The 16,848-nt window shown below is 64.3% G+C and carries 28 protein-coding genes; all 28 read right to left on the bottom strand.

All coding sequences use genetic code 11. The features are described 5' to 3' along the window. Position 1: 1 nt before the first annotated feature. Positions 2-1,000 carry a DNA-directed RNA polymerase subunit alpha gene (locus ACYVAK_RS05780; protein ID WP_297867679.1) on the bottom strand — a complete coding sequence of 333 codons (999 nt, stop codon included), beginning with the start codon at positions 998-1,000 and terminating at the stop codon, positions 2-4. Positions 1,001-1,020: 20 nt separating this feature from the next. Next, positions 1,021-1,650: a 30S ribosomal protein S4 gene (gene rpsD, locus ACYVAK_RS05775; protein WP_461058881.1), complete on the bottom strand. Its 630-nt coding sequence runs from the start codon at positions 1,648-1,650 to the stop codon at positions 1,021-1,023. A gap of 18 nt (positions 1,651-1,668) precedes the next feature. Continuing rightward, positions 1,669-2,064 carry a 30S ribosomal protein S11 gene (gene rpsK / locus ACYVAK_RS05770; RefSeq protein WP_294064754.1) on the bottom strand — a complete coding sequence of 132 codons (396 nt, stop codon included), beginning with the start codon at positions 2,062-2,064 and terminating at the stop codon, positions 1,669-1,671. A 12-nt stretch (positions 2,065-2,076) separates the two neighbouring features. Further along, a complete protein-coding gene (gene rpsM, locus ACYVAK_RS05765; RefSeq protein WP_297867677.1) occupies positions 2,077-2,433 on the bottom strand; it encodes a 30S ribosomal protein S13 in 357 nt (118 codons plus the stop codon). A gap of 210 nt (positions 2,434-2,643) precedes the next feature. After that, entirely contained in the window at positions 2,644-4,020 is a 1,377-nt protein-coding gene (secY, locus tag ACYVAK_RS05760) for a preprotein translocase subunit SecY (protein ID WP_461060492.1), read from the bottom strand. Positions 4,021-4,045: 25 nt separating this feature from the next. After that, on the bottom strand, positions 4,046-4,480 hold the full coding sequence (gene rplO, locus ACYVAK_RS05755; RefSeq protein ID WP_461058878.1) for a 50S ribosomal protein L15: 435 nt from the start codon (positions 4,478-4,480) through the stop codon (positions 4,046-4,048). Positions 4,481-4,490: 10 nt separating this feature from the next. After that, on the bottom strand, positions 4,491-4,673 hold the full coding sequence (rpmD, locus tag ACYVAK_RS05750; protein WP_461058877.1) for a 50S ribosomal protein L30: 183 nt from the start codon (positions 4,671-4,673) through the stop codon (positions 4,491-4,493). Next, positions 4,666-5,193, bottom strand: a complete 528-nt coding sequence (gene rpsE, locus ACYVAK_RS05745) for a 30S ribosomal protein S5 (protein WP_461058875.1) — start codon at positions 5,191-5,193, stop codon at positions 4,666-4,668. Before rpsE ends, rpmD begins: the two co-directional genes overlap by 8 nt. A gap of 94 nt (positions 5,194-5,287) precedes the next feature. Next, positions 5,288-5,641, bottom strand: a complete 354-nt coding sequence (gene rplR / locus ACYVAK_RS05740) for a 50S ribosomal protein L18 (protein ID WP_461058873.1) — start codon at positions 5,639-5,641, stop codon at positions 5,288-5,290. 30 nt (positions 5,642-5,671) lie between these two features. Next, the gene (gene rplF / locus ACYVAK_RS05735; RefSeq protein ID WP_461058872.1) at positions 5,672-6,199 is read right to left on the bottom strand and encodes a 50S ribosomal protein L6; all 528 of its coding nucleotides are present in this window, start codon (positions 6,197-6,199) and stop codon (positions 5,672-5,674) included. A gap of 16 nt (positions 6,200-6,215) precedes the next feature. Then, positions 6,216-6,611, bottom strand: a complete 396-nt coding sequence (rpsH, locus tag ACYVAK_RS05730; RefSeq protein WP_461058870.1) for a 30S ribosomal protein S8 — start codon at positions 6,609-6,611, stop codon at positions 6,216-6,218. 117 nt (positions 6,612-6,728) lie between these two features. Then, complete coding sequence (gene rpsN, locus ACYVAK_RS05725; RefSeq protein WP_297867670.1) at positions 6,729-7,034, bottom strand: 30S ribosomal protein S14; 306 nt, start codon at positions 7,032-7,034, stop codon at positions 6,729-6,731. Between the two features lie 16 nt (positions 7,035-7,050). After that, on the bottom strand, positions 7,051-7,593 hold the full coding sequence (gene rplE, locus ACYVAK_RS05720; protein ID WP_297876023.1) for a 50S ribosomal protein L5: 543 nt from the start codon (positions 7,591-7,593) through the stop codon (positions 7,051-7,053). Between the two features lie 11 nt (positions 7,594-7,604). Beyond that, positions 7,605-7,919 carry a 50S ribosomal protein L24 gene (rplX, locus tag ACYVAK_RS05715; RefSeq protein WP_297876022.1) on the bottom strand — a complete coding sequence of 105 codons (315 nt, stop codon included), beginning with the start codon at positions 7,917-7,919 and terminating at the stop codon, positions 7,605-7,607. A gap of 15 nt (positions 7,920-7,934) precedes the next feature. Then, on the bottom strand, positions 7,935-8,303 hold the full coding sequence (gene rplN, locus ACYVAK_RS05710) for a 50S ribosomal protein L14 (protein ID WP_294064773.1): 369 nt from the start codon (positions 8,301-8,303) through the stop codon (positions 7,935-7,937). 14 nt (positions 8,304-8,317) lie between these two features. Beyond that, positions 8,318-8,581, bottom strand: a complete 264-nt coding sequence (rpsQ, locus tag ACYVAK_RS05705) for a 30S ribosomal protein S17 (protein ID WP_297867667.1) — start codon at positions 8,579-8,581, stop codon at positions 8,318-8,320. Between the two features lie 10 nt (positions 8,582-8,591). Next, positions 8,592-8,777 carry a 50S ribosomal protein L29 gene (gene rpmC / locus ACYVAK_RS05700; protein ID WP_297867666.1) on the bottom strand — a complete coding sequence of 62 codons (186 nt, stop codon included), beginning with the start codon at positions 8,775-8,777 and terminating at the stop codon, positions 8,592-8,594. Then, positions 8,777-9,190, bottom strand: coding sequence for a 50S ribosomal protein L16 (gene rplP, locus ACYVAK_RS05695; RefSeq protein WP_297867665.1), 414 nt, complete (start codon positions 9,188-9,190; stop codon positions 8,777-8,779). The genes rpmC and rplP overlap by 1 nt, the downstream gene beginning before the upstream one ends. A gap of 11 nt (positions 9,191-9,201) precedes the next feature. Next, entirely contained in the window at positions 9,202-9,897 is a 696-nt protein-coding gene (rpsC, locus tag ACYVAK_RS05690) for a 30S ribosomal protein S3 (RefSeq protein ID WP_461058866.1), read from the bottom strand. 10 nt (positions 9,898-9,907) lie between these two features. Continuing rightward, positions 9,908-10,249 carry a 50S ribosomal protein L22 gene (rplV, locus tag ACYVAK_RS05685; protein ID WP_297867663.1) on the bottom strand — a complete coding sequence of 114 codons (342 nt, stop codon included), beginning with the start codon at positions 10,247-10,249 and terminating at the stop codon, positions 9,908-9,910. 10 nt (positions 10,250-10,259) lie between these two features. Then, positions 10,260-10,535, bottom strand: coding sequence for a 30S ribosomal protein S19 (rpsS, locus tag ACYVAK_RS05680; RefSeq protein ID WP_461058864.1), 276 nt, complete (start codon positions 10,533-10,535; stop codon positions 10,260-10,262). A gap of 6 nt (positions 10,536-10,541) precedes the next feature. Next, on the bottom strand, positions 10,542-11,369 hold the full coding sequence (gene rplB, locus ACYVAK_RS05675) for a 50S ribosomal protein L2 (RefSeq protein ID WP_461058862.1): 828 nt from the start codon (positions 11,367-11,369) through the stop codon (positions 10,542-10,544). Between the two features lie 12 nt (positions 11,370-11,381). Beyond that, complete coding sequence (gene rplW, locus ACYVAK_RS05670) at positions 11,382-11,675, bottom strand: 50S ribosomal protein L23 (RefSeq protein WP_297867660.1); 294 nt, start codon at positions 11,673-11,675, stop codon at positions 11,382-11,384. Further along, the gene (gene rplD / locus ACYVAK_RS05665; RefSeq protein ID WP_461058859.1) at positions 11,672-12,274 is read right to left on the bottom strand and encodes a 50S ribosomal protein L4; all 603 of its coding nucleotides are present in this window, start codon (positions 12,272-12,274) and stop codon (positions 11,672-11,674) included. The genes rplW and rplD overlap by 4 nt, the downstream gene beginning before the upstream one ends. Before the next feature lie 10 nt (positions 12,275-12,284). Continuing rightward, positions 12,285-12,929: a 50S ribosomal protein L3 gene (gene rplC, locus ACYVAK_RS05660; RefSeq protein ID WP_297867658.1), complete on the bottom strand. Its 645-nt coding sequence runs from the start codon at positions 12,927-12,929 to the stop codon at positions 12,285-12,287. 11 nt (positions 12,930-12,940) lie between these two features. After that, positions 12,941-13,252 carry a 30S ribosomal protein S10 gene (gene rpsJ, locus ACYVAK_RS05655; RefSeq protein ID WP_028771346.1) on the bottom strand — a complete coding sequence of 104 codons (312 nt, stop codon included), beginning with the start codon at positions 13,250-13,252 and terminating at the stop codon, positions 12,941-12,943. Between the two features lie 246 nt (positions 13,253-13,498). Further along, on the bottom strand, positions 13,499-14,689 hold the full coding sequence (tuf, locus tag ACYVAK_RS05650) for an elongation factor Tu (RefSeq protein ID WP_461058840.1): 1,191 nt from the start codon (positions 14,687-14,689) through the stop codon (positions 13,499-13,501). 54 nt (positions 14,690-14,743) lie between these two features. Then, positions 14,744-16,834, bottom strand: coding sequence for an elongation factor G (fusA, locus tag ACYVAK_RS05645; RefSeq protein ID WP_461058855.1), 2,091 nt, complete (start codon positions 16,832-16,834; stop codon positions 14,744-14,746). Positions 16,835-16,848 lie beyond the last annotated feature (14 nt).

The raw sequence follows: 16,848 nt of genomic DNA, 5'->3' as shown, positions 1-16,848 counted from the left end.
CTTAGCCCATCATCACGCCCTGGGTGAGACCGGCCGGCGGCCAGTTCTCGAGCTTCATGCCGAGGGCAAGGCCGCGCTGAGCCAGCACTTCCTTGATCTCGGTGAGCGACTTCTTACCCAGGTTCGGGGTCTTCAGCAGCTCCACTTCCGTGCGCTGGATCAGATCACCGATGTAGTAGATGTTCTCGGCCTTGAGGCAGTTGGCCGAGCGGACGGTCAGCTCGAGGTCGTCGATCGGACGCAGCAGGGTCGGGTCGACGCCACCGGTCGCGCTCTTGCTCGACGCCGGGCCGCGGACAATGAAGTCACCGAACACCGACAGCTGGTCCGTGAGGATGCTGGCGGCGGTGCGGATGGCTTCTTCCGAATCGATCGTGCCGTTGGTCTCGATGTCGAGGACGAGTTTGTCGAGGTCGGTGCGCTGCTCGACACGGGCCGCTTCCACGGCATATGCCACGCGACGGACCGGAGCGAAGCTGGCGTCCAGCATGAGGCGGCCGATCGCACGGGACTCTTCGTCCGGGCGACGACGCGCCGCGGCCGGCTGGTAGCCGAAACCGCGCTCGATCTTGAGGCGCATGTTCAGCGCCGTGTCCTTGGTCAGCGTGCAGATCACGTGCTCGCCGTTGAGGATCTCGACGTTGTGGTCGGTCTTGATGTCCGCGGCGGTCACGACCCCCGGGCCCTTCTTCTGAAGGGTGAGCATCGTCGACTCGACGTTGTGCATGCGGATCGCCACGTCCTTGAGGTTCAGAAGGACGTCGAGGACGTCCTCCTGCAGGCCTTCAAGCGTGGTGTACTCGTGCAGCACGCCATCGATTTCCACCTCGGTGATGGCGCAACCCGGGATCGAGGACAGCAGCACGCGACGCAGCGCGTTGCCGATGGTGTGGCCGTAACCACGCTCCAGCGGCTCGATCACGACGCGGGCGCGGGTGGTCGACAGGCGCTCGATCTGCGGCCCCTTGGGACGCAGCATCTGGATGGCATTTACCGTCATGGGCGGCGTTCTCCGGAGAATTACTTCGAGTACAGCTCGACGATCAGCGCTTCGTTGATGTCGGCCGGCAGGTCGGCGCGATCAGGCACAGCCTTGAAGGTGCCGGAGAACTTGTTGGCGTCGACCGAGCACCAGGACGGGACGAGGTCCATCTGCTGGGCCTGGGCCACCGCTTCCTTGACGCGCAGCTGGGCCGCGGCCTTCTCGGTCAGGGTGATCTGGTCGCCGACGCGAACTTGGAACGACGGCAGGTTCACCGACTTGCCGTTGACCAGCACGCCGCGGTGCGAGACCAGCTGGCGGGCCTGCGGACGGGTGACAGCGAAGCCCATGCGGTAGACGACGTTGTCGAGACGCTGCTCGAGCATCTGCAGCAGGTTCTCGCCCGTGTTGCCCTTCCGGTTGGCGGCCTTCTTGTAGTAGTTGCGGAACTGGCGCTCCAGCAAGCCGTAGATGCGCTTCACCTTCTGCTTCTCGCGAAGCTGGGTGGCGTAATCCGACAGCTTACCCTTCTTGGCGACGGGGCCATGCACGCCGGGCTTCTGCTCGAGCTTGCACTTGCTGTCCAGCGCGCGGGCCGGGGACTTGAGGCTGAGGTCGGCGCCTTCGCGGCGCGCGAGCTTGCAGGTGGGACCGATATAACGAGCCATGTGTTCTTCCCCTTGCCCTTAGACGCGACGCTTCTTGGGCGGACGGCAGCCGTTGTGCGGAATCGGCGTGACGTCGATGATGTTCGTGACCTTGTAGCCGACGTTGTTCAACGCGCGGACGGCCGATTCGCGACCCGGGCCCGGGCCCTTGACGTGCACTTCGAGCGTCTTCAGGCCGTAATCGAGCGCGGCCTTGCCGGCCTTTTCGGCGGCGACCTGCGCCGCGAACGGCGTCGACTTGCGCGAGCCGCGGAAGCCGGCACCACCCGAGGTGGCCCAGCTCAGCGTGTTGCCCTGGCGGTCGGTGATCGTGATGATCGTGTTGTTGAAGGAAGCCTGCACGTGGGCGACACCATCGGTGACGACGCGCTTGATCTTCTTCTTGGTCTTGCTGGCAGCTGCCGGCTTGTTCATTGGGGCTGATCCTTACTTCTTGATCGCCTTGCGCGGACCCTTGCGGGTACGGGCATTCGTGCGGGTGCGCTGGCCGCGGAGCGGCAGGCCACGACGGTGACGGACGCCACGGTAGCAACCGAGGTCCATCAGGCGCTTGATCGACATGCCGACTTCGCGACGCAGGTCGCCTTCGACGGTGTACTTGCCGATTTCGGCGCGGAGGCGCTCGATTTCCGGCTCGGACAACTCACGGATCTTGCTGTGCGGGTTCACACCCGCGGCCGTGCACACCAGGCGCGAGCGCGTACGCCCGATCCCGAAAATGCTCTGAAGGCCCACCCAGACATGCTTCTGGACAGGCAGGTTCACACCCGCAATACGCGCCATGACGCGGTCTCCACTGGTTTCGTCGCCGACGAGCGGCGAAAGGAATCGGAAATTTTACACTGGCCTGGGGTTCAATAGAAGTCCGCCCCCTGAACAGGGACGAACCCGGCATGGGGAGTGTGCCCATGCTCCGGCGACAAACCGGGGTTGGCGACCGGACCCGAAGGCCCACTCGCCGCCCGCGCTACTCTTGCGCGGGCCCGCCTCGATTCATCCGCGCGCCAAGCCGCCGCGCGGACCGCCCTTCAAATTGGCCTTCTTCAGAAGGCTGTCGTACTGGTGCGAATACAGGTGCGCCTGCACTTGCGCTGTGAAGTCCATGACCACCACGACGACGATCAACAGCGAGGTGCCACCGAAATAGAACGGAACCTGCCATGTCGCCCGGAGCACTTCCGGCAGCAGGCAGACCGCGACGAGGTAGAGCGCGCCGATCAGGGTCAAACGGGTCAGGACACCGTCGATGTAGTCGCCCGTCGCGCGGCCGGGGCGAATGCCTGGAACGAGCGCGCCGGACTTCTTCAGGTTGTCCGCGGTCTCCTGGCTGTTGAACACCAGCGCCGTGTAGAAGAACGCGAAACCGACGATCAGGACCGCGAACAGCAGCATGTGCAGGGGCTCGTTGGGCGCCAGCGCCGTAGCGACCTTCTGCAGCGCCAGGGTGACCTGTGCCTGCCAACCGGCATCGGATGCAGCCGCTGCCGCTTCGGCCGCACCCGTACCGCCCGTCCATGCGGTAATGGTTGCCGGAAGCATGATCAGGCTCGAGGCGAAGATCGGCGGGATCACGCCCGACATGTTCAGCTTGAGCGGCAGGTGCGAGCTCTGGTTGTTGTAACCCTGGCGCGCCCCCTGCTTGCGCGCGTAGTGCACGGTGATACGGCGCTGGCCGCGCTCCATGAACACGACGAAGTAGACGACGCCAAGAACGAGCACGGCAATGACGAGGATGGCGAGCCAGCTGATCTCGCCAGCGTTCACCTGGCGCATCGTATTGATGAGCGCACCGGGGAGGCCCGCGACGATGCCCGCGAAGATGATCAGCGAGATACCGTTGCCAATGCCTCGCTCCGTGATCTGCTCGCCCAGCCACATCAGGAACATCGTACCGGCGGTCAACGACACGATGGCTGTGAATACGAAGCCCATGCCGGGGCTGTACACCACGGGCTGGCCACCGGCGGCAACCGACCCCTGCAGGGCGGTGGCAATGCTGCCCGCCTGGACGATGGCGAGGAACACGGCGCCGTAGCGCGAGTACTGCGTGAGCTTGCGGCGACCCGCCTCCCCCTCCTTCTTCAAAGCCTTCCACGGCTCATACACCTGCCCGAGCAGCTGCACGATGATGGACGCCGAGATGTAGGGGATGACGTTGAGCGCGAAAATGCTGAAACGCGAGAGGGCGCCACCCGAGAACATGTTGAACATGTCCACGATGCCGCCCTGGCTTTCGAACAGGGCCAACATGGCCTCGGGGTTGACCCCCGGGACCGGGATGAAGCTCCCGACCCGGTACACGATCAACGCGAGAAGCACGAACAGCAGGCGGTCCTTCAGTTCCTTGAACTTGCCGAGACCACCCATCATCGTTGCCGCGTTCGAGGCCAAGCGATTACTCCACCGATCCGCCGGCGGCTTCGATCGCCGCCTTCGCACCTGCCGTGACGAGCAGGCCCTTGATGGTGAGCTTCTTGGTGAGCTCACCCTTCTTGACGACCTTCACCTTCTTGGCGTCGTCCGAAACCAGCTTGGCGGCGCGCAAGGTGACGATGTCGATGACATCGGCATCGAGCATCGCCAGCTGGTACAGCAGGACCTCGGCCGACTCGTGGGCCATCTTGGAGCGGAAACCGATCTTCGGCAGACGACGCTGCATCGGCATCTGGCCGCCTTCGAAGCCCGGCTTGATCTTGCCCTTGCCGGCGCGAGCAAACGAGCCCTTGTGGCCACGGCCGCAGGTCTTGCCGAGGCCCGAACCGATACCGCGACCAACGCGGGTGCGCTCCTTGCGGGCGCCCTCGGCATGAGTGATGGTGTTGAGACGCATGGGATTCTCCTTAGGCCTCGACGCGGACGAGGTAGTGGAGCTGGTTGATCAGGCCGCGAACCTGCGGCGAGTCCTTCAGCTCACGGACGTCATTGAGCTTGTTCAGGCCGAGCGCCTTGACCGACAGGCGATGGCGCTGCTGGGTGCCGCGGAGGCCGCGAACCAGCCGAACCTTGACAGTCTTCTCAGCCATGGAGGATCTCCTCAAGCTTCTTGCCGCGCTTGGCCGCGATCTTGGCCGGCGAGTGCATCATCGACAGGCCGCGCACCGTGGCGCGGACGAGGTTGATCGGGTTGCGCGAACCGGTGGCCTTGGCCAGCACGTTCTTGACGCCGACCGCTTCCAGCACGGCGCGCATCGCGCCGCCGGCGATCACGCCGGTACCTTCCGACGCCGGCTGCATGTAGACCGCGGCCGCGCCGTGGTTGGCCTTGACGGGGTGCCACAGGGTGCCGTCGTTCAGGTCGACGTTGATCATCGCCTTGCGGGCGTACTCCATCGACTTCTGGATGGCGACCGGAACCTCCTTGGCCTTGCCGTAACCAAAACCGATCTTGCCGGCGCCGTCGCCGACGACCGTCAGCGCGGTGAAGGTGAACTGGCGACCGCCCTTGACGGTCTTGCTGACGCGGTTGACCGCGATCAGCTTCTCGATCATGCCGTCGTCGGCGCCTTCGCGGTCGCGACGATCGCGGCTTTCATTGCTGCTCATGATGGACTCTCGTGATAAAGAAAATTACGGCTTTGCGCCGCTTATAGTTGTGTGAGGCGCGGATTGGACCCCGCGCCTGGATGCCACATGACACTTAGAACTGCAGGCCGCCCTCGCGGGCTGCGTCGGCCAGCGCCTTGATGCGGCCATGGAACCGGTAACCCGAACGATCGAAGGCAACCGACTCGATGCCGGCGGCCTTGGCCTTGGCGGCGATGGCGGAGCCAACCTTGGCGGCGGCCTCGAGGTTCTTGCTGCCCTTCAGGCCCGACTTGACGTCGGCCTCCAGGGTCGACGCGGCGGCGAGGACCTTCGAGCCATCGGCGGTGAAGATCTGGGCGTAGAGATGCTGACCGGTGCGCAGGACCGACAGGCGGGCGATGCCCAGCGTGCGGATGTGCAGGCGCGTCGACTTGGCGCGACGCAGGCGGGCGATTTTCTTTTCCATGACTGGATACCTTCTGGAAGCTGAAGACCCTTAGGCCTTCTTGGCTTCCTTGATGATGACGTTCTCGCCCGAGTAACGGACGCCCTTGCCCTTGTACGGTTCCGGCGAACGGAACGCACGGATCTTGGCCGCGACCTGGCCCACCATCTGCGCATCGGCGCCGGCGATCAGGATCTCCGTCTGCGTCGGCGTGGTGATGGTGATGCCTTCCGGCGTATTGAACACGACCGGGTGAGAGAATCCGAGCGACAGGCTCAGGTCCTTGCCCTGCATCGCGGCACGGTAACCGACGCCGACGAGCTCCAGCTTGCGCTGGAAGCCTTCGGAAACGCCCTTCACCATGTTGGAGAGGATGGCGCGAGCGGTGCCTGCCATGGCGATGGCCGCCGCATTGGCAGCAACCATCGTGACGACACCATTCTCGTTCTTGAGGTCCACGCCCTGCGGCTTGGCCAGGGTCAGGGTGCCCTTCGGGCCCTTGACGCTGAACTGCGCGGCGGTGGAGGTGATTTCAACGCCCTTCGGGAGAGCGATCGGCTTCTTGGCGACGCGGGACATGGTCAGTTCTCCTGCATCAAGCCACGAGGCACAGGACTTCGCCGCCCACGCCCTGCTGGCGTGCATCGCGGTCGGTCATGATGCCCTTGGACGTCGAGATGATCGACACGCCGAGGCCGCCAAGGACCTTCGGGAGCGCGTCCTTGCCGCGGTACTGGCGGAGGCCCGAACGCGAGAAGCGCTCGAGGCGCTCGATGACCGGCTTGCCTTCGAAGTACTTCAGAACGATTTCGAGTTCCGGCTTCTTGGCGTCGCCGACCAGGCGCACGTCGAGGATGTAGCCTTCGGCCTTCAGGACGTTGGCGAGGGACAGCTTGATCTTGGACGACGGCATCTTCACCGTGGTCTTGCGGACAGCCAGCGCGTTCTTGATGCGCACCAGCATGTCGGCGATGGGATCAGTCATGCTCATGGAGAGTTCCTTATGAGTAGCACCGATATCCGCTTTCGCGAACAGGTTCAGTGGAAAAACCCGGCCGTCTCCGGCCGGGTGGGTTCAGCAAGCCGCTTAGGATAGCAGCTTTTTGTCTTACCAGCTCGCCTTGCGGAGACCGGGGACGTCGCCACGCATGGTGGCTTCGCGGAGCTTGTTGCGGCCGAGGCCGAACTTGCGATACACGCCACGCGAACGGCCCGACAGGGCGCAGCGGTTGCGCTGGCGGCACTCCGAGGAGTCGCGCGGCAGCTTCGCGAGCTTGTTGACGGCATCGATCTTCTCTTCGTAACCGGTCGCCGGGTTGGCGATCAGCTTCTTGAGCTCGGCACGCTTGGCGGCATAACGCTTGGCAAGCTTCTCGCGCTTGACCTCGCGGTTCACCATGCTGGTCTTGGCCATGATTAGGTCCTGAAGGTCAGTTGCGGAACGGGAAGTTGAAGGCAGCGAGCAGGGCCTTGGCCTCGGCGTCGGTCTTCGCGGTCGTGGTGATCGCGATGTCCATGCCGCGCAGGGCGTCAACCTGGTCGAAGTTGATCTCCGGGAAGATGATCTGCTCCTTCAGGCCCATGTTGTAGTTGCCGCGGCCGTCGAACGCGCGACCCGACACGCCGCGGAAGTCGCGGACGCGCGGCAGGGCGACGCTGATCAGGCGGTCGAGGAACTCGTACATCTTGGCACGGCGCAGGGTCACCTTGGTGCCGATCGGCCAGCCTTCGCGGATCTTGAAGCTGGCAACCGAGACGCGGGCCTTGGTCGTGACCGGCTTCTGGCCGGTGATCGTGGCCAGGTCGGCGACGGCGTTCTCGAGGATCTTCTTGTTGCCGACCGCCTCGCCCACGCCCATGTTAAGCGTGATCTTGGTGATCTTCGGCACCTGCATCGGATTCGTGTAGCCGAAGTCTTTCATCAACTTCGGCACCACGGTGTCCTTGTAAATCTTTTCAAGCCGGGTGGTCATCGGGGCATTCCTCAGGCGTCGATCGCCTCACCGCTCGAGCGGAACACACGCACTTTGCGTCCATCCTCGAGCACCTTGAAGCCAACGCGGTCGCCCTTGCCCGTCGCCGGGTTGAACAGCATCACGTTGGAGATATGGATCGGGGCTTCGCGCTCGACGATGCCGCCGGCCTGACCGGCCTGCGGGTTCGCCTTGGTATGGCGCTTCACCACGTTGATGTTGGCGACGACGACGCGATCACCGGCAACGCGGGTGATCTCGCCCTTCTTGCCCTTGTCCTTGCCGGTGATGACGACGATCTGGTCGCCCTTGCGGATACGGTTCATGGTTTCGTCTCCGGCTTACAGCACTTCAGGCGCCAGGGACACGATCTTCATGAACTTCTCGTTGCGGAGTTCACGGGTCACGGGTCCGAAGATGCGGGTGCCGATCGGCTCTTCTTTGTTGTTCAGCAGCACGGCGGCGTTCGCGTCGAAGCGGATCAGCGAACCATCGGCGCGGCGCACGCCCTTGCGGGTGCGCACGACGACGGCGTTGTAGACCTCGCCCTTCTTGACCTTGCCGCGCGGGATCGCGTCCTTCACGGTGACCTTGATGATGTCGCCGATGTGGGCATAGCGGCGCTTGGAACCACCAAGCACCTTGATGCACATCAGTTCCTTGGCACCGGAGTTGTCGGCGACTTCGAGGTAGCTCTGCGTCTGGATCATGGCTCAGGCTCCTCTTACTCGGCCGACTTCGAGACGATCTCGACGACGCGCCAGTTCTTGGTCTTCGACATCGGGGCGCACTCGGTCACGCGGACGACGTCGCCTTCGTTGCAGGCATTGGCTTCGTCGTGGGCGTGCAGCTTGGTCGAACGGCGGATGTACTTGCCGTACAGCGGGTGCTTGACCTGGCGCTCGACCAGGATCGTCACCGTCTTGTTCATCTTGTTGCTGACGACGCGGCCTTCGACCGTGCGCAGCGGGGTGGCGTTATCGCTCATGGCCTGTCCCTTAGTTCTTCTGGGTCAGCAGCGTGTTGACGCGCGCGATCTCGCGGCGGACACGGCTGATCTCGTGGGTCTTCGCCAGCTGGTTCGTCGTCTTCTGCATGCGCAGAGAGAACTGCTCCTTGCGGAGCTCCAGCAGGTGGGCCTTCAGCTCTTCGGCCGACTTCTGACGCAGTTCCTGGAGTTCCATTAGCGCACCGTCCGGGTCACGAAAGTGGTCTTGACGGAGAGCTTGGCGGCGGCGAGGCGCATCGCTTCGCGGGCCTGGTCCTCCGGGATGCCTTCCATCTCGTAGAGCATCCGGCCGGGCTGGATCTGGGCGACCCAGTACTCGACGTTACCCTTACCGGCGCCCATTCGGACTTCGATCGGCTTCTGCGTGATCGGCTTGTCCGGGAACACGCGGATCCAGAGCTTGCCACCGCGCTTCACGTAGCGGCTGATCGTACGGCGGGCCGATTCGATCTGGCGGGCGGTGAGGCGGCCGTGCTCGGTAGCCTTCAGACCGTACTCGCCGAAGCTGACGGCGTTCGCCGACCAGCTCAGACCCTCGTTACGGCCCTTGAACTGCTTGCGATATTTAGTTCGCTTGGGTTGCAACATGGCTCGTTACCTCACTTGGCCTGACCACGCGACGGACGTTCCGCGCGCTCATCGGTCTTTTCCTGGCCGACTTGCGAGAAGTCGAAGATTTCGCCCTTGTAGACCCACGTCTTGACGCCGATGACGCCAAACGTGGTGCGGGCTTCGGCGAAGCCGTAGTCGACGTCGGCACGCAGCGTATGCAGCGGCACGCGACCTTCGCGATACCACTCCGAACGCGCGATCTCGGCACCATTCAGGCGGCCGGCGACGTTGACCTTGATGCCGAGCGCGCCGAGGCGCATCGCATTGCTTACGGCGCGCTTCATGGCGCGACGGAACATGATGCGGCGCTCCAACTGCTGGGCGATCGATTCGGCGACGAGCTGGGCGTCGAGTTCCGGCTTGCGGACTTCGGAAACATTGATGTGCGCCGGGACGCCCATGATGTCCGAAACCTGCTTGCGCAGCTTCTCGATGTCCTCGCCGCGCTTGCCGATCACCACGCCCGGACGGGCGGTGTGGATCGTCACGCGCGCCGACTTGCTCGGACGCTCGATCAGGATCTTGGAGATGCCGGCCTGGGCCAGCTTCTCGCGAAGCATCTGGCGAACCTTCAGGTCGGCGGCGAGGTAGCCCGCGAATTCCTTCTTGTTCGCGTACCACTTGGAGTTCCAGTCCTTGGCGATGCCAAGACGGATACCGGTCGGATGAACTTTGTGACCCATAGTCTCGTCCTTACGCCTTCTTGCCGGAGCCCACGACCACAGTGATGTGGCTGGTGCGCTTGAGGATGCGGGTACCACGGCCCTTGGCGCGGGCGCCAAAGCGCTTCAGCACCGGGCCCTCGTCGATCATGATCGTGGCGACTTTCAGCTCGTCGACGTCCGCACCCAGGTTGTTCTCGGCGTTCGAAGCCGCCGAATAAACGACCTTGCGGATGATGCCGGCGGCCTTCTTGTCGCTGAACTTCAGCAGGTCGAGGGCACGGGCCACGGGGAGGCCACGCACCTGGTCGGCGACCAGGCGGGCCTTCTGCGGGGAGATGCGCGTCGAGCGCAGGATGGCTTTCGCTTCCATGGTCATCTCCTTACTTGCCCGACTTCTTGTCGCCGCCATGACCCTTGAAGGTCCGGGTGAGCGCGAATTCGCCGAGCTTGTGGCCGATCATGTTCTCGTTGACGAGCACCGGGATGTGCGCCTTGCCGTTGTGCACGGCGATGGTCAGACCGATCATTTCCGGCAGGATCATCGAACGACGCGACCAGGTCTTGATCGGCTTCTTGCTGTTGGCCGCTGCAGCGACCTCCACCTTCTTGGCGAGGTGGTGGTCGACGAACGGGCCCTTCTTGAGTGAACGTGGCATGGCCGATTAACCCCTACGATCGCGCACGATGAACTTGTCGGTGCGCTTGTTCTTACGCGTCTTGTAACCCTTCGACGGCTGGCCCCACGGGCTGACCGGGTGCGGGTTGCCCTGGCCCGAACGGCCCTCACCACCACCGTGCGGGTGGTCGACCGGGTTCATGGCGGCGCCGCGGACGGTCGGCTTGATGCCGCGCCAGCGGGAGGCACCGGCCTTGCCCAGCTTCTCGAGGTTGTGCTCGGTGTTGCCCACTTCGCCGATGGTGGCGCGGCAGTCAACCGGCACCTTGCGCATCTCGCCGGAGCGGAGGCGCAGGGTGGCGTAGCCATGCTCGCGGCCGATCAGCTGGACGCCAGCGCCAGCGGCGCGGGCCAGCTGGGCGCCCTTGCCCGGCTTCATCTCGACGCAGTGCACGGTGGCACCGATCGGCATGTTGAGCAGCGGCAAGGTGTTGCCGACCTTGATCGGCGCATCCTTGCCGGAGATCAGCTGGTCGCCGACCTGCAGGCCCTTCGGCGCGATGATGTAGCGACGCTCGCCATCCGCGTAGCACAGCAGCGCGATGTGCGCGGTACGGTTCGGATCGTACTCGAGGCGCTCGACGCGGGAGGCGATGCCTTCCTTGTCGCGCTTGAAGTCGATGATGCGGTAATGCTGCTTGTGGCCACCGCCGATGTGGCGGGTGGTGATGCGGCCGTGGTTGTTACGGCCACCGGTCTTGCCCTTCTTCTCGACGAGGGCCGCGAACGGGGCGCCCTTGTGGAGGTCCGGGTTGACGACCTTGACCATGGCGCGGCGGCCAGGCGAGGTCGGCTTGAAAGTCATGACTGCCATGGGTCTTTATCCTCAGGCCTTGGCGGTGACGTCGAGCGTCTGGCCTTCGGCCAAACGGACATACGCCTTGCGCTTGTCGGAGCGACGGCCAGCACGCTGGCGGAACGCCTTCGACTTGCCCTTGATGTTCGCGACGTTCACCGCGAGCACCTTGACGTTGAACAGGTGCTCGATGGCCGCCTTGACGTCAGCCTTGGTCGCCGTCTTGGCGACTTCGAAGACGTACTGGTTGCTCTCGGCGAGACGGGCGGTCTTTTCCGACACCTTCGGGGCGCGGAGGACCGAAAACAGGCTCTCGTTGATCATGCCAGCCACTCCTCGATCAGCTTGACGGCCTCGGCGGTGATGACGACCGAATCGGCACCGACCAGCGACACCGGGTCCAGGCCCTGCACGTCGCGCACTTCCACGTACGGGATGTTGCGCGCGGCGAGGTACAGGTTCTCGCTCGCCTGCTCCGACACGATCAGCGTGCGGGTACCGACCTTCATGTCGGCCAGCTTGGCAACGAGGCCCTTGGTCTTCGGCGCGTCGACGTCGAAGCCCTCGACGACCATCAGGCGACCCTGGCGAGCGAGCTCGGACAGGATCACGGCCATGGCGCCGCGGTACATCTTCTTGTTGACCTTCTGCGCGAAGCTGCGCGGCTTGGCCGCGAAGGTCACGCCGCCGCCCACGAAGATCGGAGCGCGGTAGTCGCCGTGACGAGCGCCGCCGCCCTTCTGCTTCTTGAACTTCTTGGTCGTGCCGCGGACTTCCGAACGCGTCAGCTGCGCCTTGGTGCCCGCGCGACCGGCGTTGCGGTAGGCAACGACGACCTGGTGCACGAGGTCCTGGTTGAATTCACGGCCGAAGACGGCGTCGTTGACCGACAGCGCCTTGCCGTTGATGACGGAAAGTTCCATCGTCTACTCCTTAACCCTTGCTGGCCGGACGGACGACCACGTCGCCACCCGGCGCACCGGGAACGGCGCCACGGATCGCGATGAGGCCGCGCTCGACGTCGACCTTGACGACTTCGAGGTTCTGGACGCTGAGGACCTCGGCGCCCATGTGGCCCGACATCTTCTTGCCCGGGAACACGCGACCCGGCGTCTGGCGCTGGCCGATCGAGCCCGGCGAGCGGTGCGAGAGCGAGTTACCGTGGGTGGCGTCACCCATGGTGAAGTTCCAGCGCTTGATGGTGCCCTGGAAGCCCTTGCCCTTCGTCACGCCCTGCACGTCGACCATCTGGCCGACAGCGAAGACGTCCGCCTTGATCTCGGCGCCCACTTCATAGGCCCCCAGGTCCTTGGCTTCGACGCGGAATTCCCACAGGCCACGACCCGGGGCGACCTTCGCCTTGGCGAAGTGGCCACCTTCCGGCTTGTTCACCAGCGAGGCGCGCTTGTCGCCCGCGGTGACCTGCACGGCGGTGTAGCCGTCGGTCTCGACGGTCTTGATCTGGGTGACGCGGTTGGGGGTGGCTTCGATCAGGGTGACCGGAATGGACGCGCCATCCGCGGTGAAAACCCGGCTCATGCCTGCCTTACGCCCAACGATACCGATGCTGTGCTTCATGATCGTGTACCTCAGGCCAGCTTGATCTGCACGTCCACGCCAGCGGCGAGTTCGAGCTTCATCAGGGCGTCGACGGTCTTGTCGTTGGGATCAACGATGTCCAGGACGCGCTTGTGGGTGCGGGTCTCGTACTGGTCACGCGCGTCCTTGTCGACGTGCGGAGAAACGAGGACGGTGTAGCGTTCGATCTTCGTCGGCAGCGGGATCGGGCCGCGCACTTGCGCGCCGGTCCGCTTGGCCGTTTCGACGATCTCGCTCGCGGAACGGTCGATCAGTCGGTGATCGAACGCCTTCAAGCGAATACGGATTTTCTGGTCCGCCATGGCCGGTTTCCTGAGTTAAAGAGCGACGGGCCGCACGCGTCTGGCGCGAACCCCAAAAAAACATCGACAGAAACCACAGGGCTTCTGCCGAGACGGGAGAGTATAGAGGGGATGGCTAGCCCCCGTCAACAACGGAGGCTTAACGATCCACGCTTCCCTGTCCGGCGAAGACGAAGCCCATCCTTGGACCTCTTTTCGCTTGGTGCCCCGCCCGGCCTCGGCCAGGCGGGGAGATGCCACCAGGTGTTACTTGATGATCTTGGCCACGACGCCGGCACCGACGGTGCGGCCGCCTTCGCGGATCGCGAAGCGCAGGCCCTCGTCCATCGCGACCGGGGCGATCAGGGTGACGACCATCTTGATGTTGTCGCCCGGCATCACCATCTCGACGCCTTCCGGCAGCTCGATGGAACCCGTCACGTCCGTCGTGCGGAAGTAGAACTGCGGGCGGTAGCCCTTGAAGAACGGCGTGTGGCGGCCGCCCTCTTCCTTCGACAGAACGTACACCTCCGACTCGAACGTCGTGTGCGGCTTGATCGAGCCCGGCTTCGCCAGGACCTGACCGCGCTCCACGTCGTCACGCTTCGTGCCGCGCAGCAGCAGGCCCGCGTTGTCGCCCGCCTGGCCCTGGTCCAGCAGCTTGCGGAACATCTCGATGCCCGTCACCGTCGTCTTCTGCGTGTCGCGGATGCCGACGATCTCGATTTCCTCGCCGACCTTGATCACGCCGCGCTCGATGCGGCCCGTCACCACCGTGCCGCGACCCGAGATCGAGAACACGTCTTCGACCGGCATCAGGAACGGACGGTCGACGTCGCGCTGCGGCTCCGGGATGAACGTGTCCAGCGCCTCGACCAGCTTCAGGATCGCCGGGACGCCGATCTCCGACTGGTCGCCTTCCAGCGCCAGACGGGCCGAGCCCTTGATGATCGGCGTGTCGTCGCCCGGGAAGTCGTACTTCGACAGCAGCTCGCGGACTTCCATCTCGACCAGGTCGAGAAGCTCGGCGTCGTCCACCATGTCCGCCTTGTTCAGGAAGACCACGATGTACGGCACGCCCACCTGGCGCGACAGCAGGATGTGCTCGCGCGTCTGCGGCATCGGGCCGTCAGCGGCCGAGCACACCAGAATCGCGCCGTCCATCTGCGCCGCACCCGTGATCATGTTCTTCACGTAGTCCGCGTGGCCCGGGCAGTCGACGTGCGCGTAGTGGCGCGTCGGCGACTCGTATTCCACGTGCGCGGTCGAAATCGTGATGCCGCGAGCCTTCTCTTCCGGCGCCGCGTCGATCTGGTCGTAAGCCTTGAACTCACCACCGAAACGCTCGGCACCGATCTTCGTCAGCGCCGCCGTCAGCGTCGTCTTGCCGTGGTCAACGTGACCGATCGTGCCCACGTTCACGTGAGGCTTGGTGCGCTCGAACTTGCCCTTTGCCATGACTGCTTACCTCTGAGTTTGATTCTGTTGGATTCGGGTGTCGGAAGGCCTGGATCAGGCCTTCTTGATGACCGCTTCGGCGATGTTGTTCGGAGCTTCGGCGTAGTGGTCGAACTCCATCGTGTAGGTCGCGCGGCCCTGCGACATGGAGCGCAGGGTGGTCGCGTAACCGAACATCTCGCCCAGCGGGACCATCGCGTTGATGACCTTGCCGGCCGGCGAATCGTCGCTGCCCTGCAGGATGCCGCGACGACGGCTCACGTCGCCCATCACGTCACCGAGGTAATCCTCCGGCGTGACGATCTCGACCTTCATGACCGGCTCGAGCAGGGCCGGGTTGGCCTTGCTGAAGCCTTCCTTGAAGGCCATCGAACCGGCGACCTTGAACGCCATTTCGTTCGAGTCGACGTCGTGGAACGAACCATCGACGGCCTTGACCTTGACGTCGACGACCGGGAAGCCGGCGAGGACGCCGTTCTTCATGGCCTCTTCGATGCCCTTACCGGCGGCGGTGACGTATTCCTTCGGCACCACGCCGCCGACGATCGCGTTCTCGAACACGAAGCCGGCGCCGCGCTCCTGCGGCTCCATCTCGATGACGATGTGGCCGTACTGGCCGCGACCGCCCGACTGGCGCACGAACTTGCCTTCCTGCTTGACGGCCTTGCGGATCGCCTCACGGTAGGCCACCTGCGGTTTGCCGACGTTCGCCTCGACGTTGAACTCGCGCTTCATGCGGTCGACGAGGATCTCGAGGTGCAGCTCGCCCATGCCCGAGATGATCGTCTGGCCCGACTCCTCGTCCGTGCGGACGCGGAACGAGGGGTCTTCCTGGGCCAGACGGCCGAGGGCGATACCCATCTTTTCCTGGTCGGACTTGGTCTTCGGCTCCACCGCCATCGAGATGACGGGCTCCGGGAAGACCATGCGCTCGAGCGTGATCACGTTGTCCATCGAGCAGAGGGTGTCACCCGTGGTGACGTCCTTCAGGCCGACGGCCGCAGCGATGTCGCCCGCGAGCACTTCCTTGATCTCTTCGCGCTGGTTGGCGTGCATCTGCAGGATGCGACCAATGCGCTCCTTCTTCGACTTGACCGGGTTGTACACCTGGTCGCCGCTGTTCAGCGTGCCCGAATAGACACGGAAGAACGTCAACGCGCCAACGAACGGGTCGGTCATGATCTTGAACGCGAGGGCCGAGAACGGCTCGGCGTCGCCGGCGTTGCGCGTGGCTTCCTGCTCGTTCTCGTCCACGCCCTTAACCGGCGGACGATCCGACGGCGACGGCAGGTAGCGGATGACCGCATCCAGCATCGCCTGCACGCCCTTGTTCTTGAAGGCCGTGCCGCAGAACGCCGGGATCACCTCGCAGCGGATGGTGCGCTCGCGGATGCCGGAGATGATCTCCTCCTCCGAGAGCTCGCCTTCCTCGAGGTACTTGTTCATCAGGTCTTCCGACGCTTCGGCGGCGGCTTCGACCATGAATGCGCGGGCAGCGGCGCAATCATCAGCAAGATGCGCCGGGATGTCGGCGTAGCTGAAGGTGTTGCCGTTCGTGGCCATGTCCCACACGATGGCCTTCATCTTCAACAGGTCGACGACGCCCTCGAAGTTCTCCTCGGCGCCGATCGCAACCTGCATCGGCACCGGGTAGGCGCCAAGGCGCGTCTTCAGCTGGTCGACGACCTTGTTGAAGTTCGCGCCGGTGCGGTCCATCTTGTTGACGAACGCGAGGCGCGGCACGTTGTACTTGTTGGCCTGGCGCCAAACCGTCTCGGACTGCGGCTGGACGCCACCCACGGCGCACAGCACGAACACCGCCCCATCGAGCACGCGCAGCGAGCGCTCAACCTCGATGGTGAAGTCGACGTGGCCGGGGGTGTCGATGATGTTGAAGCGGTGCTGCTGGAACGACTTGTCCATGCCCGACCAGAAGCAGGTCGTGGCCGCGGACGTGATGGTGATGCCGCGTTCCTGCTCCTGCTCCATCCAGTCCATCGTCGCAGCACCATCGTGCACTTCGCCGATCTTGTGGTTGACACCGGTGTAGAACAGGATGCGCTCGGTGGTCGTCGTCTTGCCGGCATCGATGTGGGCCATGATGCCGAAGTTGCGGTAACGGTCGATCGGTGTGGTACGTGCCACGTCAGTAACCCTCT

It is taken from the genome of Silanimonas algicola (genome assembly GCF_054777375.1).
Note: the sequence above shows the minus strand (reverse complement) of the source record. Positions and strands in the feature narration are given on the sequence as shown.

What these genes read in the sequence shown, in the direction of transcription:
- ACYVAK_RS05780 (WP_297867679.1), bottom strand. Translation starts at nt 1,000, where the DNA reads ATGACGGTAAATGCCATCCAGATGCTGCGTCCCAAGGGGCCGCAGATC.
- rpsD (WP_461058881.1), bottom strand. Translation starts at nt 1,650, where the DNA reads ATGGCTCGTTATATCGGTCCCACCTGCAAGCTCGCGCGCCGCGAAGGC.
- rpsK (WP_294064754.1), bottom strand. Translation starts at nt 2,064, where the DNA reads ATGAACAAGCCGGCAGCTGCCAGCAAGACCAAGAAGAAGATCAAGCGC.
- rpsM (WP_297867677.1), bottom strand. Translation starts at nt 2,433, where the DNA reads ATGGCGCGTATTGCGGGTGTGAACCTGCCTGTCCAGAAGCATGTCTGG.
- secY (WP_461060492.1), bottom strand. Translation starts at nt 4,020, where the DNA reads ATGATGGGTGGTCTCGGCAAGTTCAAGGAACTGAAGGACCGCCTGCTG.
- rplO (WP_461058878.1), bottom strand. Translation starts at nt 4,480, where the DNA reads ATGCGTCTCAACACCATCACTCATGCCGAGGGCGCCCGCAAGGAGCGC.
- rpmD (WP_461058877.1), bottom strand. Translation starts at nt 4,673, where the DNA reads ATGGCTGAGAAGACTGTCAAGGTTCGGCTGGTTCGCGGCCTCCGCGGC.
- rpsE (WP_461058875.1), bottom strand. Translation starts at nt 5,193, where the DNA reads ATGAGCAGCAATGAAAGCCGCGATCGTCGCGACCGCGAAGGCGCCGAC.
- rplR (WP_461058873.1), bottom strand. Translation starts at nt 5,641, where the DNA reads ATGGAAAAGAAAATCGCCCGCCTGCGTCGCGCCAAGTCGACGCGCCTG.
- rplF (WP_461058872.1), bottom strand. Translation starts at nt 6,199, where the DNA reads ATGTCCCGCGTCGCCAAGAAGCCGATCGCTCTCCCGAAGGGCGTTGAA.
- rpsH (WP_461058870.1), bottom strand. Translation starts at nt 6,611, where the DNA reads ATGAGCATGACTGATCCCATCGCCGACATGCTGGTGCGCATCAAGAAC.
- rpsN (WP_297867670.1), bottom strand. Translation starts at nt 7,034, where the DNA reads ATGGCCAAGACCAGCATGGTGAACCGCGAGGTCAAGCGCGAGAAGCTT.
- rplE (WP_297876023.1), bottom strand. Translation starts at nt 7,593, where the DNA reads ATGACCACCCGGCTTGAAAAGATTTACAAGGACACCGTGGTGCCGAAG.
- rplX (WP_297876022.1), bottom strand. Translation starts at nt 7,919, where the DNA reads ATGAACCGTATCCGCAAGGGCGACCAGATCGTCGTCATCACCGGCAAG.
- rplN (WP_294064773.1), bottom strand. Translation starts at nt 8,303, where the DNA reads ATGATCCAGACGCAGAGCTACCTCGAAGTCGCCGACAACTCCGGTGCC.
- rpsQ (WP_297867667.1), bottom strand. Translation starts at nt 8,581, where the DNA reads ATGAGCGATAACGCCACCCCGCTGCGCACGGTCGAAGGCCGCGTCGTC.
- rpmC (WP_297867666.1), bottom strand. Translation starts at nt 8,777, where the DNA reads ATGGAACTCCAGGAACTGCGTCAGAAGTCGGCCGAAGAGCTGAAGGCC.
- rplP (WP_297867665.1), bottom strand. Translation starts at nt 9,190, where the DNA reads ATGTTGCAACCCAAGCGAACTAAATATCGCAAGCAGTTCAAGGGCCGT.
- rpsC (WP_461058866.1), bottom strand. Translation starts at nt 9,897, where the DNA reads ATGGGTCACAAAGTTCATCCGACCGGTATCCGTCTTGGCATCGCCAAG.
- rplV (WP_297867663.1), bottom strand. Translation starts at nt 10,249, where the DNA reads ATGGAAGCGAAAGCCATCCTGCGCTCGACGCGCATCTCCCCGCAGAAG.
- rpsS (WP_461058864.1), bottom strand. Translation starts at nt 10,535, where the DNA reads ATGCCACGTTCACTCAAGAAGGGCCCGTTCGTCGACCACCACCTCGCC.
- rplB (WP_461058862.1), bottom strand. Translation starts at nt 11,369, where the DNA reads ATGGCAGTCATGACTTTCAAGCCGACCTCGCCTGGCCGCCGCGCCATG.
- rplW (WP_297867660.1), bottom strand. Translation starts at nt 11,675, where the DNA reads ATGATCAACGAGAGCCTGTTTTCGGTCCTCCGCGCCCCGAAGGTGTCG.
- rplD (WP_461058859.1), bottom strand. Translation starts at nt 12,274, where the DNA reads ATGGAACTTTCCGTCATCAACGGCAAGGCGCTGTCGGTCAACGACGCC.
- rplC (WP_297867658.1), bottom strand. Translation starts at nt 12,929, where the DNA reads ATGAAGCACAGCATCGGTATCGTTGGGCGTAAGGCAGGCATGAGCCGG.
- rpsJ (WP_028771346.1), bottom strand. Translation starts at nt 13,252, where the DNA reads ATGGCGGACCAGAAAATCCGTATTCGCTTGAAGGCGTTCGATCACCGA.
- tuf (WP_461058840.1), bottom strand. Translation starts at nt 14,689, where the DNA reads ATGGCAAAGGGCAAGTTCGAGCGCACCAAGCCTCACGTGAACGTGGGC.